This window comes from Bacillus sp. AFS040349 (assembly GCF_002577655.1).
GTDB lineage: Bacteria > Bacillota > Bacilli > Bacillales > Bacillaceae > Metabacillus.
Window position 1 is genome coordinate 1 of the sequence record NZ_NUMC01000012.1, and the last position, 17,846, is coordinate 17,846.

At 34.7% G+C, this 17,846-nt stretch carries 19 protein-coding genes and 6 tRNA genes; 18 read left to right on the plus strand and 7 right to left on the minus strand.

The window, feature by feature from the left end:
- Nucleotides 1-4: 4 nt before the first annotated feature.
- The 6 genes from COD11_RS03140 (at nt 5) to COD11_RS03165 (ending at nt 530) form a co-directional block, all read left to right on the plus strand.
- Nucleotides 5-79 (plus strand) — tRNA-Gln (locus COD11_RS03140).
- 10 nt (nt 80-89) lie between these two features.
- Nucleotides 90-163 (plus strand) — tRNA-Cys (locus COD11_RS03145).
- A gap of 14 nt (nt 164-177) precedes the next feature.
- A tRNA-Gly gene (locus COD11_RS03150) sits at nt 178-251 on the plus strand.
- Nucleotides 252-264: 13 nt separating this feature from the next.
- Nucleotides 265-337 (plus strand) — tRNA-Ile (locus tag COD11_RS03155).
- Between the two features lie 27 nt (nt 338-364).
- Nucleotides 365-439: transfer RNA gene (locus tag COD11_RS03160), tRNA-Asn, on the plus strand.
- Between the two features lie 17 nt (nt 440-456).
- Nucleotides 457-530 (plus strand) — tRNA-Arg (locus COD11_RS03165).
- Nucleotides 531-843: 313 nt separating this feature from the next.
- On the opposite strand, the gene COD11_RS03170 is transcribed toward COD11_RS03165, so the two are convergent.
- The 3 genes from COD11_RS03170 to COD11_RS03180 all read right to left on the minus strand — a co-directional run bounded on the left by COD11_RS03170 (nt 844) and on the right by COD11_RS03180 (nt 1,697).
- Nucleotides 844-1,089, minus strand: a complete 246-nt coding sequence (locus tag COD11_RS03170; RefSeq protein ID WP_098795307.1) for a DUF1256 domain-containing protein — start codon at nt 1,087-1,089, stop codon at nt 844-846.
- A gap of 86 nt (nt 1,090-1,175) precedes the next feature.
- A complete protein-coding gene (gene sda, locus COD11_RS03175) occupies nt 1,176-1,337 on the minus strand; it encodes a sporulation histidine kinase inhibitor Sda (RefSeq protein ID WP_098795308.1) in 162 nt (53 codons plus the stop codon).
- A gap of 138 nt (nt 1,338-1,475) precedes the next feature.
- On the minus strand, nt 1,476-1,697 hold the full coding sequence (locus tag COD11_RS03180) for a hypothetical protein (RefSeq protein ID WP_098795309.1): 222 nt from the start codon (nt 1,695-1,697) through the stop codon (nt 1,476-1,478).
- A gap of 115 nt (nt 1,698-1,812) precedes the next feature.
- On the opposite strand from COD11_RS03180, the gene COD11_RS03185 reads away from it, so the two are divergent.
- The 7 genes from COD11_RS03185 to COD11_RS03215 all read left to right on the plus strand — a co-directional run bounded on the left by COD11_RS03185 (nt 1,813) and on the right by COD11_RS03215 (nt 8,386).
- Nucleotides 1,813-2,076 carry a 2OG-Fe(II) oxygenase gene (locus COD11_RS03185; RefSeq protein ID WP_098795310.1) on the plus strand — a complete coding sequence of 88 codons (264 nt, stop codon included), beginning with the start codon at nt 1,813-1,815 and terminating at the stop codon, nt 2,074-2,076.
- A 234-nt stretch (nt 2,077-2,310) separates the two neighbouring features.
- Nucleotides 2,311-3,186, plus strand: a complete 876-nt coding sequence (locus COD11_RS03190; RefSeq protein ID WP_098795311.1) for a carbon-nitrogen hydrolase family protein — start codon at nt 2,311-2,313, stop codon at nt 3,184-3,186.
- 13 nt (nt 3,187-3,199) lie between these two features.
- The gene (locus tag COD11_RS03195) at nt 3,200-3,868 is read left to right on the plus strand and encodes a GNAT family N-acetyltransferase (RefSeq protein WP_098795312.1); all 669 of its coding nucleotides are present in this window, start codon (nt 3,200-3,202) and stop codon (nt 3,866-3,868) included.
- A 20-nt stretch (nt 3,869-3,888) separates the two neighbouring features.
- The gene (locus COD11_RS03200) at nt 3,889-4,560 is read left to right on the plus strand and encodes a GNAT family acetyltransferase (protein WP_098795313.1); all 672 of its coding nucleotides are present in this window, start codon (nt 3,889-3,891) and stop codon (nt 4,558-4,560) included.
- A gap of 156 nt (nt 4,561-4,716) precedes the next feature.
- Complete coding sequence (locus tag COD11_RS03205) at nt 4,717-5,199, plus strand: hypothetical protein (protein WP_098795314.1); 483 nt, start codon at nt 4,717-4,719, stop codon at nt 5,197-5,199.
- A gap of 45 nt (nt 5,200-5,244) precedes the next feature.
- Nucleotides 5,245-5,673, plus strand: a complete 429-nt coding sequence (locus COD11_RS03210; RefSeq protein WP_098795315.1) for a ferritin-like domain-containing protein — start codon at nt 5,245-5,247, stop codon at nt 5,671-5,673.
- A gap of 202 nt (nt 5,674-5,875) precedes the next feature.
- Nucleotides 5,876-8,386, plus strand: a complete 2,511-nt coding sequence (locus tag COD11_RS03215; protein ID WP_098795316.1) for a DEAD/DEAH box helicase — start codon at nt 5,876-5,878, stop codon at nt 8,384-8,386.
- A 54-nt stretch (nt 8,387-8,440) separates the two neighbouring features.
- Here the strand turns inward: COD11_RS03215 and liaG are convergent, their stop codons facing one another.
- The 3 genes from liaG to COD11_RS03230 form a co-directional block, all read right to left on the minus strand.
- Entirely contained in the window at nt 8,441-9,286 is an 846-nt protein-coding gene (gene liaG, locus COD11_RS03220; RefSeq protein ID WP_098795317.1) for a LiaG family protein, read from the minus strand.
- Between the two features lie 151 nt (nt 9,287-9,437).
- Nucleotides 9,438-9,908 carry a YndM family protein gene (locus COD11_RS03225; RefSeq protein WP_098795318.1) on the minus strand — a complete coding sequence of 157 codons (471 nt, stop codon included), beginning with the start codon at nt 9,906-9,908 and terminating at the stop codon, nt 9,438-9,440.
- A gap of 127 nt (nt 9,909-10,035) precedes the next feature.
- Nucleotides 10,036-11,292, minus strand: coding sequence for an MDR family MFS transporter (locus COD11_RS03230; RefSeq protein WP_098795319.1), 1,257 nt, complete (start codon nt 11,290-11,292; stop codon nt 10,036-10,038).
- 97 nt (nt 11,293-11,389) lie between these two features.
- Here COD11_RS03230 and COD11_RS03235 point away from each other — a divergent pair, with 97 nt between their 5' ends.
- Both COD11_RS03235 and COD11_RS03240 read left to right on the plus strand, forming a co-directional pair.
- Nucleotides 11,390-13,180: an ABC transporter substrate-binding protein gene (locus tag COD11_RS03235; RefSeq protein ID WP_098795320.1), complete on the plus strand. Its 1,791-nt coding sequence runs from the start codon at nt 11,390-11,392 to the stop codon at nt 13,178-13,180.
- Between the two features lie 49 nt (nt 13,181-13,229).
- Nucleotides 13,230-13,625 (plus strand): VOC family protein, encoded by a 396-nt coding sequence (locus COD11_RS03240; RefSeq protein WP_098795321.1) that lies wholly within the window; start codon nt 13,230-13,232, stop codon nt 13,623-13,625.
- A gap of 269 nt (nt 13,626-13,894) precedes the next feature.
- Here the strand turns inward: COD11_RS03240 and COD11_RS03245 are convergent, their stop codons facing one another.
- Nucleotides 13,895-14,944 carry a lactonase family protein gene (locus tag COD11_RS03245; RefSeq protein ID WP_176550960.1) on the minus strand — a complete coding sequence of 350 codons (1,050 nt, stop codon included), beginning with the start codon at nt 14,942-14,944 and terminating at the stop codon, nt 13,895-13,897.
- A 220-nt stretch (nt 14,945-15,164) separates the two neighbouring features.
- On the opposite strand from COD11_RS03245, the gene COD11_RS03250 reads away from it, so the two are divergent.
- From COD11_RS03250 to COD11_RS26650, 3 genes are all read left to right on the plus strand, one after another.
- Nucleotides 15,165-16,880, plus strand: coding sequence for an ABC transporter ATP-binding protein (locus COD11_RS03250; RefSeq protein ID WP_098795323.1), 1,716 nt, complete (start codon nt 15,165-15,167; stop codon nt 16,878-16,880).
- A 188-nt stretch (nt 16,881-17,068) separates the two neighbouring features.
- Nucleotides 17,069-17,686 (plus strand): acetate uptake transporter, encoded by a 618-nt coding sequence (locus tag COD11_RS03255; RefSeq protein ID WP_098795324.1) that lies wholly within the window; start codon nt 17,069-17,071, stop codon nt 17,684-17,686.
- A 19-nt stretch (nt 17,687-17,705) separates the two neighbouring features.
- Nucleotides 17,706-17,843, plus strand: coding sequence for a hypothetical protein (locus COD11_RS26650; protein ID WP_176550961.1), 138 nt, complete (start codon nt 17,706-17,708; stop codon nt 17,841-17,843).
- Nucleotides 17,844-17,846: the final 3 nt, after the last annotated feature.

Genomic DNA, 17,846 nt, shown 5'->3' on the forward strand with positions numbered 1-17,846 from the left:
TCAATGGGCTATAGCCAAGCGGTAAGGCATCGCACTTTGACTGCGACATGCGTTGGTTCGAATCCAGCTAGCCCAGCCATTTATTTTAAGGCATCATAGCCAAGTGGTAAGGCCGAGGTCTGCAAAACCTCTATCCCCGGTTCAAATCCGGGTGGTGCCTCCAATTCATTTCAATATGCGGGTGTAGTTTAGTGGTAAAACCTCAGCCTTCCAAGCTGATGATGAGGGTTCGATTCCCTTCACCCGCTCCAAAAAGAAACTTATGGGTTATAGCTCAGCTGCTTAGAGCGCATGCCTGATAAGCGTGAGGTCGATGGTTCGAGTTCATTTAGCTCCACTTTAAATCATGCATATTTCATTTTGTTCCGCAGTAGCTCAGTGGTAGAGCAATCGGCTGTTAACCGATCGGTCGTAGGTTCGAGTCCTACCTGCGGAGCCATTTTATCTTTATAAATTGCGCCTTTAGCTCAGCAGGATAGAGCAACGGCCTTCTAAGCCGTCGGTCAGAGGTTCGAATCCTCTAAGGCGCGTCAAAAAAGAGACTAGTGATCTAATCCTGGTCTTTTTTTATTTTTTATTTAACTCCTAGAGAGATATTCATCACATCATTTTCTTCTTTCCGACAACATGGTTTTACCTCGTTATTATTTAATTTCTATAGAAGTAGCAAACATAAATTCGATTTGATCCACTTTTTCATTGTGATAAAAATCCTCCTACATTGACGACACCTGTTATGTTATAATCGCCAACAGTATCTAACTCTTTTTACCAACCCCTGCACAGGTTTTAGTCCTCCATCAAATACATAAAACTTGCCGATGATTCAATTTTCCCTAACATTTAATCAATTACAATTACTTTCTTATTTGAAGGAACATCACTAAGCCTCTCATTTAGATTTGTAGCATGTACGAGGTTGTTAATTGTACCAATTACATTTCTGTAACCCTTCTTTTTTAGGAATGAATCTACTAATGGACCTAACGAATCACCTGTTGAACGGTCTGTTCCTATGTAAACAAATACAACTCTATTGTTGGTTATATTAGTAGGGATCATATCTTGTAATGCTTCATATAAATTCATATTTCTTATATTAAGATAAAGAATTTTCTGAATTTATTTCTGCATTTTTCGCAGAGGGAGTTGATTTTTAGGTGATATGAAAGGGATTAATATTTTTTTGTTGAGATTGGTAGAGGCATTGGACGGGATTCGATTTCGTTCAGTAATAAATGAATAAATTCATCTGATGCCTTTAACTTGATAGCATCCTTATATGCTTTATAAAGTGTTAAGTTTGAGATTAATTGAAGGGTTGTCTTTTTTTGCATTTTTTGAAACTCCTTGAATATTTTTGATTGCAAAATTTATTGTAGCCAATTTCAAAAAGAATGATAAGGGTTTCGACGATCATTCTTATATTTTGACAAGAAGATTCTTGTTTTAGAGAGGATGATGAAGGGAACTTATTAGCTATTTTCGTAAGGTATAAGATCATCAATTTCATTCAATTCAAGACTGCATACAGATTTTGTATCAACATTATAAAATAAAAGTTGAGTTCTATCTGGTGATAAATGAATAACACGACCAGAAAATGAGGTTCTCCCTATTTTCGTTTTTGTATATGCCACTCGAAGAAGGGTATGCATTTCTTGCCATTTTTCAACTTTTGAAAAGAATTTTTCCATAATAAATAGTCCTTTCTAAGGATAATCATAATGATGTGATAAATAAAATATTTCCGAAATAATTGAGAAATATAAAGGATAAAATAAATAATAGTGAAAATAAGGTGGTGTAAAGATGAAAATAGAAGGTACAATTATTTCTGGAGAGTTTGATTTTTCCATGAATGAATTTTCAATACATACTGTAAAGCGTTTTCATACAGAATCTACTCTAAAAGAAAGGCAAATATCAATGCTCTATGAATATCTAACAAAGCATAAAGATGATGATGGTGGGCAATTTGTAACATTATACGATCAATTACCGGTACACTTAACAGGAAAGGAAATGAATGATTTAATAGAAGATCTACGAAAGGTTAAATCATTATATGAGTAAATTTTATCAGAAATAATATGTTTAGACTAGTAACTTAAAGAATTTTTAAAAACCACATATTTTTTGTTTGTGGTTTTTTATTATGCTTTGTAAAATACATTAGTATACATTTACACACTTAGTGAAAGTAAAGTATGTACTTGTAAAATATTGCTTGTTATTTAATAATGTGGATAGTATCATCCATGAGTGCGTTTTATGAATTCATAGATTGATTGAAAAGAGGTTTAAGAAATGAACTTAAGAGTATCTGCAGTACAATATCACCTTCACACGATTCATTCGTTTGAGGAGTTTGCAAGTCAAGTCAAACACTATGTTAAAACAGCTGAAGAATTTGGTTCAGATTTTATTTTGTTTCCTGAGTTTTTTACCACACAATTATTATCCATTGGGGATGAACAAGGTAATGCATTACCTATTTATCGTTTACCCGATTTTACTGAAAAATATAGATCCCTATTTATTGAACTTGCCATGAGTACAGGAATGCATATTATTGGTGGAACTCATGTCATAGAAAAAGAAGGTAAGTTATATAATGTGGCACATCTTTTTTATCCAGATGGTCGAGTAGCTGAACAAGCAAAGCTGCATATTACACCTACCGAAGTAGAAGAGTGGAATATGAGTGCAGGTGATAGTCTGCAAGTATTTGTAACAGAAAAAGGGACAATAGCCATGCTAACTTGTTATGATATTGAGTTTCCTGAAATTGTTCGAATGGCAAAGGCAAAGGGGGCAGATGTAATCTTTTGTCCTTCTTGTACAGATGATCGTCATGGTTTCCATCGTGTTCGTTACACAAGCCATGCTAGAGCAATTGAAAATCAAGTATACGTTGTCACTACTGGTACAGTTGGATCTCTTCAAACAGTTGATTTTATGAGAGGAAACTTCGGGCAAGCGGCTGTTATTACTCCGAATGATGTTCCTTTCCCGCCAAAAGGAATTATGGTTGAAGGTGAAATTAATCAAGATATGATTGTAACAGCAGATTTGAATTTAGAGCTTCTGTATAAAGTACGCCTCACAGGCTCTGTTACTACATGGAGAGATCGTCGTACGGATCTTTATCCTGATTGGGAACCAGAAAAAATAACGTATTAAACAGGAGGTTTCTATGTATCGAAAAGAATTTTATGTTTTCGACCAAGATAAACCAATTAAAGCTGTAATTCGTAACTATGAAAAAAAAGATTTCAAAAATTTAATCCTAATTCAGCAAGAAAGTTTTCCTCCTCCTTTTCCATCAGAGCTTTGGTGGAATGAAGAGCAATTGGAAAACCACATTGAATTATTTCAACAAGGTGCTTTATGTATTGAGATTGAGGGGGAGATGGCAGGATCAATGACTGCATTAATTGTAGATTTTAATCCGGATCATCCTAACCATACATGGGGAGAAATAACAGATAACGGGTACATCCGTAATCATAGCCCAGAAGGCAACACCTTATATGTTGTCGATATAGGTGTAAGGCCTAAATATAGAAAATTAGGTCTAGGAAAATGGTTGATGCTGTCAATGTATGAAGTGGTTATTCATTTAGGGTTAGAACGATTGCTTGGTGGTGGACGTATGCCCGGCTATCATAAAAAGTCTGACGATATGTCACCTGAGCAATATGTAGCAGCTGTTGTAAAAGGAACAATTAAAGATCCTGTTTTAACGTTTTTGTTACGGTGCAGCAGAACACCTATTGGAGTTGTATCAAACTACTTAGAAGATGAAGAATCATGCCATTATAGCACTCTTATGGAATGGAAGAATCCGTTTCATGTTGAATAATCATTAAAGGAGAATTATTAATGGAGTATAACCGTATAACAAATATTGAAGACCCACAATTTGCACAAATGCATCAACTCATGAAGGAGGTTTTCCCGCCCGAAGAAGTGTTGGAATTCAATCTTTGGAAAGAGCCTTTAGAAGATCCTGGTATTCGTGTATTTGTTGCTGTTCACGAAGGCAAAGTTGTAGGAGCAACAGAGTATCGATATTATGAAGACTATAATGTGGCAATGACTGATTTTACGATTATTGGTCAGGCTGGCCTTGGAGTGGGCCCTTTCTTAGCAAACAAACGATCTCAGGATTTGCAGCAACTAGCTAATGAATATCAACAGAAGCTATCAGGTATGTTCGCGGAAATTTATGATCCATATCGTGTTGAAGATTATGAATTTGGCGGTGTAAAACCGATGGATCCATACGTACGTCGAGAAGTGTTAGCTCACCTTGGTTATAAACGAATTGATTTTCCTTATGTTCATCCCTCATGGAATAATGATGGAGAGGCTGTAACAGGTCTTGATCTTTGCTTCTTACCAATGGGAGAAAACACCACAACCATTCAATCTGATTTAGTTGTAAAATTCCTGAAGAGGTATTATACTGTACTACCTAACAAGCCTGAAGCATGGCTTAAGATGATCGAAGAACTTGAGTCTAAGGAGCATTTAGCTTTAAAAAATATTTAATAATTTCAAAAGCCCACTAGCCCACTTTTTATAGTGGGCTTTTTCTATGAAAATAGTTCGTATATTTATCCTGTCCTTGCAAAAACTTATTATTAAAAGACAGATTTTATCAGGTAGTGTTTAAATGAAATTTGAAAAAAGGAGGAGAACCTATAATTGCTTAAATATACAAGATCCTTATTGTGTTTAATGATGATTCTTCCCTGGTTTTCTCTGCCATTTATCGATAAAAAATCATTTAAACGGTATTATCCTGCAGGTATATTTATTTCAATTATTGTATGGGTTGAAAGTTATATTGCAAAAAAAAGAAGATGGTGGTGGTTCTATGAAAGTATCCATCCTAAAATAAGGGGTGAAACTCCACTCATTTTTGGTCCCTTTTTTATAGGCTCTCTGTGGATCATGAAATTCACTTATGGAAAATTTTATTTATATCTTTTGATCAATTTGCTTGTTGATTCATTCTTTTCTTATCGACTAGTAAACTGGTTTCAAAAATTAGGTGTTAGTTCGTTGGTTCGTATGACTAGATTACAATTGCTCTTCGTTTTTCAATTTAAAGCACTATTGCTGTATGGTTTTCAACTTTTAAAAGAAAAAGGAAATAAAGTAAACCATAATAAATCAACAAGTTGAATCATTACATACTTCATATTCGATTAAGAAAGGAGAGAAAAGTGATTGAAAGAGGAAAATGTTATAGATACTTTAAATGAATTTTTAAGAGGACAATATATGGGGATTCGTTCTTATGAACATTTCATTGAAAAGCTAGATGATGGATTAATAAAAAAACAATTTCAAACGATGCAACAGGAGCATAAACAGCATGCCTTACATGTAGCTGAGAGAATTCAAAATCTTGGCGGTACACCTGTAAGTAGTGAGGGAATTGTTGGGTCTGTTCAAGGATTTATCAGCCAATTCCAAATTCCAGACACAACGGAAGGTATTATTGAAAGTGCTAAAAAAGGTGAAAGTTATTATGGAATTGGGAAGTCAGAGGAAATAGTTAGAGGAGATTTAGATCAGGAAAGTCGGCAGCTTATTGAAAAGATATTGGATAAAGATCGACAACATGTACAGATATTAAAAGATATGCTTCACTAAGAAGAGCTGCCATTAGCTCTTTTTTTTATTGCTTTGTTCTAAAAGAAATTTTTCTCCAGCTAATTCCCCCGTCAATATACTACCACTTTTTCATATTTTTCATCTACAATAATAAGAACAATTACTAATTAGTCAATACATACATGAATTGATAATGAAATATAGAAACTAAAGATAACCTACATGGTGAAGGAGTTTTATCATGAATGACATATTAGCAAGTTATTATACAAAGGCAGTAGAGCGTACTAAAACCAAGGCTTTAGAGGATATAGATAAGTATTTAGAAAAGAAGGAAACATTACCTTCATACGAACAATATGTAAGAGAACGTGGAGAGTATATTGATCAAATTTGGTTAAACTCATGGTTAAATACAACAGCGAGTCATGCAGCGACCTATGAAAAAAAGGAATTTTTAATAGAAAGAGGATTTGACTTAGAAGGAGTAACTAAAAAGCTAATAAACCAAATGTTTCGAAATGAAATAAGAGATGTAGATCCTTTTCATGTTCTAAACTGGTTAGACGAAAAGTTCTTGAATCATAGTGATCATTGGAACGAAAGATATGAGCAAGCAAAGGAATTGTACGAAGATCGCCGAAAAATGCAGGAGCACCGGGAACTTACCAAAAAATTAATTTTAAAATTTGAATTTTATATAGAAGAACTCCTTAATGAGCACTATGAAGAGTTATATCTTTATGTTCGCTATTTAGTTGGTTCTCATCTCGCAATTGAAATTGAACAAAAAGGTGTTGTTATTGCTTCAGAAGGTTTAACATTTTCAACATATTTATATGATGAAGCACATCTAGCTTATAACAGACATCAATATGAAGAAGACATGACAGAAATGTATGAAAGATTAATATCAGGTTATTTGTTTGACTTTGGGCCAAATTGGATTAAAGAGCGATTATCTTCAAACCTTTTTGATGAATATAAGCATGTCTTTCACGAGCCTGTACCAGATACATTATTTAAGGAAATAGCCTTTGATTTATTTATGGAACTTGCAGAAGAGTTTTTCGCTGATTTACTAGAAGAGTTTGTAACAGATTTAACAAAGCTTATTGATACTCCTTTCGATCTTCAAGCACATCAAAAAATATTTGAACAAGACCTTTTAGAACGGGAACGAAAGGTTGCCCAAGAATTAGAAGAGATTAAACGAAGAAAAGAAGAAGAAGCCAGAATGGTTGAAGATATTTTTGGAAGAGAATATAATCCACCAGCTGGTCGAAATATCCAATATATTCTTCATGTTGGAGAAACAAATACAGGGAAAACCTTTCAGGCGATTCAACGTATGAAGGACGCAAGTAGTGGAATATACTTAGCTCCCCTTCGATTACTTGCTCTTGAGATATACGAAAAGTTAAATGCCGAGGGTGTTCCATGTTCTTTGAAAACCGGTGAAGAAGAAAAAACAATTGAAGGTGCTGCTCACATAGCTTGTACTGTTGAAATGTTTTATGAGAAGAATTTTTATGATGTGGTGGTGATTGATGAATCACAGATGATTGCTGATAAAGATCGAGGGTTTTCTTGGTATAAAGCTATTACAAAAGCAAATGCAAAAGAAGTTCATATTATTTGCAGCTTTAATGCAAAACCAATGATTTTACAGCTTCTCGGTGACTCGGATATTGAAATACATGAATATATTAGAGATATCCCTTTAGAAGTTGAACCACAGCTTTTTCGCCTGAATCAAACGAGAAGAGGAGATGCGTTAGTTTGCTTTTCGAGGAAGAGGGTGCTTGAAACAGCATCTGAGCTGCAAAGAACAGGTCGTCAAGTTAGTATGATATATGGAAGCATGCCTCCTGAAACAAGAAAAAAACAAATGCAGAGGTTTATTAATGGTGAGACGACGGTTATCGTAGCCACAGATGCTATTGGCATGGGACTAAATTTACCAATTCGGCGAATTGTCTTTTTAGAAAATGATAAGTTTGACGGTACGAGAAGAAGGTGGCTCACCTCACAAGAAGTAAAACAGATTGCCGGTCGTGCCGGCAGGAGGGGAATTTATAATATAGGGAAGGTTGCATTTGTACACAACCCAAAATCAATGGCCCGTCTTCTAGATCAAGAGGATGAACCACTACAAGGTTTCGCAATTGCCCCGACAACAGGTGTCCTTGACCGCTTTCAAAAATATTCACGAAAGCTTGGTTTGTTTTTCTATTTATGGGATCAATTTAAAAGCCCAAAGGGAACAAAAAAAGCTTCCCTGGCAGAAGAAAAGCTATTGTATGAAATGATTGAAGACACCATTATTGAAGCAAAACTATCAATGGCTGATTTATATGGCTTTTTACATTTACCTTTTTCAACGAATGAACCAACTCTTAGAGCTCAATGGAAACAAAAGCTAGAAGCAATTGTTGATGGAGAGGACCTACCAGATCCTTTAATAAAAGATTCAGGTTTAGAAGAACTTGAACTCTCTTATAAATCAATTGGCCTACATTTATTATTTTTATATAAGTTAGGTCGAAATACTGAAGCTCATTACTGGGAAAGACTACGAGAAGAAATTAGTGACAAAATTCATGAGCAGCTAAAGTCGGGTGTTCAAATAACAAAGAAAGTATGTAAAGTTTGTGGGAAAAATTTGTCTTATAAATTTAAGTTTCAAATATGTAATGAATGTCACTTTGAACGAAAAGACAGGAAAGAAAAAAAGAATTCCCGTTATTAATGAGAAGAGGATAACTAACAGGATATCATCCTAATCGTTATCCTCTATTTATATTTAGTTTATCTCTACTTTTCCACTTGAAACATCAATGTTGACTTGGTGTTTACCAGAACCATATACACCGTACATTCCATCTGAATTTTTTTGTAGATCTTTTAGATCAAAATCAGAAGAAATGTGACCACTACCAATACTTCCATTAAGAGTAAAGTCTGCATCAGATGGAAGATGGATTGTTGCTAAACCAGAGTTGATTTCAACATCGATCGAATCAATCAGTTTGTTCATTTCTAGGTTTATTTTCCCAGAGGAAAGATCAGCCTCTACTTTCCCAGTATGTTCTTTAATGGTAAGATTGCCCGAACTCATATCAAAAATCCCAGATTCAGTTGAGATAGATGACAGGTTAACATTTCCTGATGATCCGTCAAGCTCCAAAACATTTGCTGTTAACTTACTAATTTGCACATTGCCCGAACTCATGTCGATTGTTAAAGCATCCAATTTCATCTTTGACTGACCATTGAAAGAAACATTACCTGAGCCACTATCAATAATAAGTTCCTTCTGATAATCCTCTGGAATATATACGGTTATTTCAGTCTTATTAAACATAGAAAATATGTGAAACCATTTTTGAGATTTTGATTCTACAGTAATTGTATCTCCATTCTCTGTTACCACTACTTTCCCTTTTCCTTCTAACTCAGCCCTTACTTGATCTGTATTTTCAGGAATAATTTTCGTGCTAGCTCCAGTAATATCTAATTCAATTTTATCTACTTTATTTGAAACCTTTGCTGAAGAACCATTTCCTCCAAAAACAAACCAAGTAGTGTTTGAATGAATGATGAGGAACAAACCTCCGATAAAAAACAAAAGCAAAAATAATTTTTTCATACTGTTAACCTTTCCTTTCGGTACAATTTGTTGTTATCTCTATCATAAGGAAAAGTAAGGAACACAACAATGAACCCTAGCTTTATTTTAACTAGGGCTTGAGGCGTAGTATATTTATTCTGATCTTTTTCACCACCGTCATGATTTGAAGCTATTTATTTTCTTCCTTCCTTTTTAATAAGTTGGAAACATCTTTTAGATTTTCATCTTCCGCCATCTCAGTTCCAAACGCTAATCTTGAATTCAAAACAGGATTTCTGCTTGCAGAAAAGGATGTGGTGTTTTGACGTTCTCCAACAAAAAGATGAACAAAGATTTCTGCACCTGTAATGATTACAGCAGAAATGATACTTCCCCATGCTACTTGTAGATAGCTTTCAAAAAGGAAGCTTCCGAAAACCCAAACACTAAGATACGTAAGTAAAAAATCAGCAATTGCAGCAGCTCTTTTACCTAACTGAGGCAAAATCACTAATTCACCAACGGCGTATGAAACAATTGTTACGAATAAACTAAAAGAAACAATATCAACGATTGTGGCATCAAAAAACAAATCAAGGCCAATTCCAAAGGCGATAATGCATGTCACAAATTTAATTAATAGTATTGTCGCATGATTCATGTAAAAACCTCCTCATTGGTTATTTTGGTCAAAACAGAAAAGTTCATGCAGTTCTGTTTACTAAAGAAGGAATTTTGGTAGATGTGTAATACATAAAAAAGTTGATTCAACTGAATCAACTTTTCAATTAATGCGTATTATATAAACTTTTATTTTGCTCTATCGATTTTCGTTCCTTTATACTAATTGAATAACGATAGCAAAGTAACCCTATAATACCCAGCCCAAAGTATACAATCGCCATTGCTTTAGATGGAATAAATGCTCCTAGCGTTAATCCGAAGCTACCCAATAACATGGCCACGTTATAAGAAAGATTATCTACTGCCATATATGAAGCTCTTGCTTGTTCATGAACAATTCCAGCTAAAATCGTTTGTCGTACAGGTGAATACATAAGTTCGCCAAGAGTAAACAAAAGAGCTGATAAAACAAGTAAACTGAAGGAATTACTGAATGCAAGTATACTAAAGCTGCAGGCGTAAATAGAGAGACCGATGGTTAAAACCACTTTCGAATTATATTTACTTAACCATTTTGATAAATATAAAGTGGTGCAAACAATCGTAATGGTATTGATGAGCATAATAAGTCCAAACATCTTAATCCCTGTTATTTCAATTGAGAAAAAGTAAGTGTGAAATTCATTTTTTAACCTTACTGCTACATATTTATCAAGCTGAAATTCCAAAGACATTGTGAAAATGGTCGCTAGCACAAATAACATAAAGCCACGATCTTTTATAACGGCAATATAGTGATTGATGATTCCTAATTCCTTTTGAACTATTTTTGAATCTACCGTAGTTTTAGTTAATGTCTCATCAATAAAGAAGATGATAAGAAGCAAAGTGATGCCGCTAACAATAAGAAACAAAAGAAAAAGGAAGAACTTATAATCTTCAAAAAGTAGACCACCAATTGCTGCCCCTAATGCAATCGAAATGTTTCCAGTCCAATAACCGAGACCATAAATAAATGGCCTTTCTTTTTCAGTGCTAATATCAATAATCATTGCATTTGCTGCAGGCCCAATTAAACTAGAGCTCGTGTTACTAAATACAAACATCAAATAGGTAATCCAAACGGAAGTAAACCATGGTGAGTTGACGGATGCCATCACGGATAGTGCGATAACTTGGATCACTTGTGCTATGACCATCATTTTTTTGCGACCGATACGATCTGAAAGAAAACCAGAATATAAACCAACGACAATAGAAATAGAAATGTTAATCATTAGTAGTATTCCAGTCATTCCAGCTCCAACATGAGTACTAAAATAAATGGCCATAAATGGGAGGATGGACATTTGAGTAATGTCAGTGAAAAAATCTGTGATCAATCTGAGTTTTATCGTTGAATGTAAGTCACGAAATTTCATGCTATCTACCTTCTTTCTTCATTTTTTATTATAATGAAAAAAACAAGAAGAAAAACTGTAAACGGTGTTAACATGATTTCGTATTTTAGGAGGAACTATGAATCTTATTGAACATTATGTTAATTTGCGATTAGCCTATCAAGGGTACAAGGAAGAAGAAAACATTGAAACAACAACAGGGGAAATATCGCAATATCTTTCTTGTACGATGCGAAATACAAATATCTCGATGAAGAAAATGATGGAGTTTGGTTATCTTCAATGGAAGCCTCAAAAAGGAAGAGGAAGAAAATCAACTTTACTTTTTTATCTTTCATTGCAAGAAGCCGCTATAAATAATGTGCAAAGATTGCTCACTGAAAAAAATTTTGAAGAAGCATACTCATATATTATGAGTATTCAATTCCCACAATTAATAAAAGAAAAACTATTACATAATATGCACAGTCATTTTGGATTAAAGTCTATCACCCATTCCACAGGTCGACGAGATACATTGAAAATTCCTCAGAGTATGAAAATTCATACGTTAGATCCTGCTTTTGTTGGAATTGTTCATGAAGCTCATATCGTTCAGCATATTTTTGATCCACTTGTTCGCTATGATCGAGAGAGTAAATCGTATACTCCGGGAATTGCCCTAGCCTGGGAAGAGAATGATGGAAAAGAATGGACCTTTTATTTACGCAAAGGTGTAATGTTTCACCACGGTCGAGTACTTCAAGCGAAAGATGTTCAATATACACTGGAGAGACTAAGAACGAATAAAGAAATTCCTTATCACACTCTGTTTGAATGTGTGGAAAACGTAACAATGATTGATGATATTACAATACAAGTTACTTTGAAGAAGCCAAATTATATGTTCCTTGATGTTATGAGTAGTTTCTTTTCATCTATCATTCCACATGACGTAGAAATAGATCTTTTAAAACCGATTGGAACAGGGCCATATCAAGTGGAAAAAAATGAAGAACATCTTCTTGTACTAGAGGCATTTTCTCAACACTTTCAAGGGAGGCCTTTCCTAGATACAATCGAAGTTTGGCATATGCCGAATTTAAAAGAACAACCATATAAGAAAGAGGAAGTAGTTTATTCCGCTGAGCATGAAACAGCTACATACCAAGAGCTTGGAAGCTTTTTTTTCGTATTTAATTTGAAAAAAAATGGTTTTCATCATAATAAAGATTTTCGGGTGGCATTTCAACAAATCATTGACCCTTTGAATCTTGTAGAGAAGCTCGGATATCCAAGGCAATTTCCTGCATATAGTTTTAGGTTAGACAGAAGTAAACAAATCGTTAATCATCTGCATAACGACCTACAGCAAGCAAAAAAATTACTGTCTTTAAGTGGTTATGAGGGACAAATGCTTAAAGTGGCAACATTTAATTTTAAAGAAGCAAAAGAAGACATGGAATGGCTGAAAGTTCACTGTCAGCAAATAGGTCTTAACATTGAGGTGTCGGTCATTCAAGCCTCTGAAATTTATGAGAAAAAGGTATTTGGTCTTTACGATGTTATTTATACGGGTGAAACCTTTGAGATAAACGAGGAGCTTAGTCTTTATATGATGTATTCAAGTGATAATAGTGTGCTTAGAATGGCACTAGATTCTAAAACAAAGCAACAGATCGATGAAAAGCTTAATTGTTTAATATCCTTAGATGATTTAAATAAGCGTTCAGCCGGGTTTCAGAAAATTGAAGATTGGTTAAGAGAAGAAGCATATATTGTTCAGACCTATCACACAATTGAAGAACAAAATTATCATAAGGCATTAAAAGGTATTGAAGTTTCAGGATATGGAATGCCGGATTTACGGTCACTATGGGTCAAACCTGATACAGAGAGTTCATCAAGTTATTCAATTTATATTCCGTAGGTAATTAAATTTTTAAAAATATAGAAAATGAAATAAGGAGTGAATCTTGTTGATAAGATCCGAAGGTATTCATCATGTTAGTCTTTCTGTAACAGATTTAAAAAAAGCGAAACAATTTTATGGATCAGTTCTAGGCTTTAAAGAAATAGAGCGACCGAAATTTGACTTTCCAGGTGCATGGTATCAAATTGGGCCTCAGCAACTACATTTAATTGTGGATGAAGGTTCTTCAACACTACGAAAAGTCAATGATTTGAACTCAAGAGAAGGTCACTTTGCTGTTAGAGTAAAAGATTATGAGGAAACTCTTGAACACTTGAAAGAACAAAGAGTTCAAATTTTGGAAAAACCAAAAAGTAAAAGTGGATTTGCGCAAATTTTTTGTATGGACCCTGATTTTAATTTAATTGAATTTAATGTAGATCAAGAAACGATGAATAAGTGAAGTGTTGGGGCATGAAGATCATAACGAGTGTGGATTGCTTAGGGGATGTACATCATCAAAGTAATGAAGACCATAACGAGTGTGGATTGTTTGAATGATGTACTTCAATAGGGTGATGAAGACCATTTCAGTCAATCATCCCTATAAAAATGTACTTCATGAATGAAAAACGTTCTTTTTGGAAAATGACATGTCAATTTTGCCCCTTATTCCCCTTATTTTGAGTGGATAAAAAAGGATGAGCACATGCTAAGCTCATCCTTTATCCTTTATTTTACATTCAAAAACTTCACACAAACCGGATCAGGAACAGATACTTGTGAGTCGAGCAAACGAAGTTTCCCTGATTCTGTATCTCGTGCAAATAATACAAGGTTACTACTTTCTTGGTTAGATGCTACAATGAATTTTTCAGTAGGGTCCAGCGCGAAATCACGAGGCCAATTTCCTTCTGTTGATGTAAATTCTATAAATGAGAGTTCACCATTTTCTTGATTTACACTATAAACAGCAATGCTATCATGCCCGCGGTTGCCAGCATAAACAAAACGGCCGTCAGATGAAATGTGTATCGCACTGCCTTGACTATTGTCCGTGAAATCTTCAGGAATGGCTGGGCTGTATTGAAGCTCTGTGAACACGCCTGTGTCAGAGGTATAGCTTAATGTGATCACTTCATTACTTAATTCTGTCATCACATAAGCATATTTTCCATTCGGATGGAATGTTATATGTCTTGGGCCACTACCAGCTTTCACAAGTAATGTATGAGCTTCTTCCAGCTGTCCATTGTTAATTTTATAAGTGATAATTTTATCAATTCCTAGATCAACTGCAACGACATATTTTTCATCAGGAGTGAAGCCTGAATAGTGAGTATGAGGTTTTTCTTGCCTTTCATGTGGTCCCTGGCCAGTATGTTCATTAACCGAAACAACAGAATTGATCGAGCCATCTTCATTCGTTAAAAAGGATTCTACTGTTCCTTTGTGGTAGTTAGCCGTCACAACTTGTTTGTTTTGACTGTCTACACTTACGTGACATGGTGAAGCACCGTCAAGCAGCTGTTGATTAATTGCTGTAAGATCACCTGTTGTACTGTCAACTGCAAAAGAGGCTACACCGCCTTGGTTTCCTTCTTTTACTACTGCATAAAGATTTTTGTTGTCTTTACTTAGATTTACATATGTAGGGTTGTCCAATTCAGCGACAGCTTTACTATCACTTAGTTTTCCTGCATCTGTATCTAAGGTAAAGCTGTAAACTCCTTTACTATCACCTTTTGTGTATGTACCAACATAACCGATAAATTTTGCCAATTTTTTATCTCCTTTCAAATGTGCTATTTCTCATTATAGCGTTAGTTTAATCTGTTCAACAACATTATTGGCTGATTTTTATGGTATTTAGCCTATGAGTTTCAACTATACTCTAAAAGCATTCAATACGAGAAAACTATTTTTAAAAAGATTCTATCAATTTATCAGCCTATGCTAATATAATAGTATTTATATGAAAATGGAAAGGAAGTAAAGTTTCATGCTAAGGCGGTTTTATTCGTACTATATTCCTCATAAAAAATTATTTATTATTGATTTTAGTAGCGCTATTATCGTAGCTCTTTTGGAGTTAGCATTTCCATTAGCGGTTCAGTGGTTTATTGATTCATTGCTTCCTAGCGAAAACTGGTCTGCAATAGTTTCTGTTAGTATAGCGTTGCTTTTGTTATATATTATTAGCACATTCTTACAATATATCGTGAACTATTGGGGACATATGCTTGGAATTAATATTGAGACAGATATGAGAAAACAATTGTTTCAACATGTGCAAAAGCAATCATTTAAGTTTTTTGACAATACCAAAACAGGAAATATTATGAGCCGAATTACAAATGACCTCATGGATATCGGCGAACTTGCGCATCATGGACCAGAAGATTTATTTATTTCCATTATGACCTTTGTAGGGGCCTTTTGGATTATGTTCACCGTAAATGTAAAGCTTGCGTTAGTTGCATTGTTTATTTTCCCGTTTTTAGGATGGCTTATGGTTATAAGTAATTTAAAGATGAATCATGCCTGGAAGAAAATGTACGGTGAAATTGCTGATGTAAACTCACGGGTAGAGGATAGTGTTTCTGGTGTTCGAGTTGTGCAATCTTTTACAAATGAAAAATTCGAAAATGAACGTTTTTCAGTAAATAATTTAAAATTTCGTAAAGCTAACCTTGGTGGATATAAAGTAATGTCCTTTAGTTTATCAGGGATTTATATGATGACAAGATTTGTTACATTAGCTGTTCTCGTAGTAGGGGCATGGTTAAGTTACACAGGACAATTAACATATGGTGAGCTTGTTGGATTTGTTTTGTATGTGAATGTATTGTTTAAACCAATCGATAAAATCAGTGCTTTAATGGAATTGTATCCAAAAGGAATGGCTGGATTTAAACGTTTTACAGAGTTGCTTGACATGGACCCTGATGTAAAGGATGTAAATGACGCAGTTGAAGTAAAATCATTACGAGGGGATATAGCGTTCAATGAGGTCACCTTTGGTTATGATCAACATAAACGCGTATTAAATAATATCAATCTATCCATTTCAACTGGAGAAACCGTTGCATTTGTTGGTCCATCAGGAGCAGGGAAAACCACAATTTGTTCATTAATTCCACGATTTTATGATGTAGAATCTGGAGAAATAAAAATTGATGGCATTGATATACGGAATATGACAAAGCATTCTCTGCGTTCACAGATTGGAATTGTGCAACAAGATGTGTTTTTGTTTACAGGTACCTTAAGAGAAAATATCGCTTATGGAAAACTTAATGCTACTCAAGCGGACATTGAAGAAGCAGCAAAACGTGCACATCTAGAAAGCTTCATCGAATCACTACCGTTTGGCTACGATACTCAAATTGGTGAAAGAGGCTTAAAGTTATCAGGTGGACAAAAACAAAGAATTGCCATTGCAAGAATGTTCTTGAAAAATCCACCTATCTTAATATTGGATGAAGCAACGTCAGCATTAGATACCGAAACAGAGCTTATCATTCAAAAAGCACTAACAGAGCTATCAAAAAACAGAACAACTCTTGTCATTGCTCACCGTCTTGCTACAATTCGAAACGCGGATCGTATTGTTGTTGTAACTGAGGACGGAATAGCGGAACAAGGGAAACATGATGAATTGATTGAACAAGGCGGGATTTTTGCTAATCTTCATCGTGTTCAATTTCAGAGATAAGATGGGGCATTTTTTGTTCCATCTTTTTTACTAATTTTTTTAAAAAATTGGTTGCGATTACAGTTCAAATATACCAAGGGAAGGTGCATTTTTCTTGGTTTTTTCAATTATTCGACTTCTTTAAAACAGATTGACATGGCATACTAACTTCTGTATTTTATTTAAGTATGTTTTTTTAGGAGGAAGTTATGAATAGTAATAATACACAACAAGTTAAAATTACAACAGCAGATCCCTCAGCGTTAGGTTTATTTGGACTGGCAATGGTAACGCTCGTTGCTTCTTCACAAAAGTTAGGGTTAACAGATGGAGTTTCATTTATTTTACCATGGGCATTCTTCTTAGGTGGACTAGCTCAATTATTCGCATGTGTTCAAGATGCTAAACATAACAACATCTTTGGGACAACTGCATTTGGAGCTTTTGGTCTATTTTGGTTCGGTGTTGGAATGTCTTGGTTAATTCAATTAGGAGCATTTGGTGAAGAACTAGCAGCAAATGCTGATCCAAAGCAGTTAGGTGTCGCATTCATCGGTTACCTAATCTTTAGCGTTTATATGACAATAGGTGCAATGGAAACTCATAAGGTATTATTTTTCATTTTTGTTTTCATCGATTTCTTGTTCATCGGCTTATCTTTAAGCACGCTTGGTGTGATGCCTGAGGCAACACATATGCTTGCCGCCGTTTCAGAATTAATCATCGCCTTGCTATCTTTTTACGGATCTGCAGCTGTTGTTTTAAATACACATTTCGGCCAAGTTGTCTTACCGATTGGGAAGCCGTTTGGTTTATTTAAAAAGTAAAAGAAATGGAGGCTGACATTTGTTAGTCTCCATTTTATTTGTCGTATATTGTAGAATCGTTGATAAGTTAGGTGAAATCGAAGGTGAATTCCTCAGAATCGAGGATAAGTCACCAGAAATCGAAGGTAAACTCCCAAGAATCGAAGTTAAATCTTAGAAA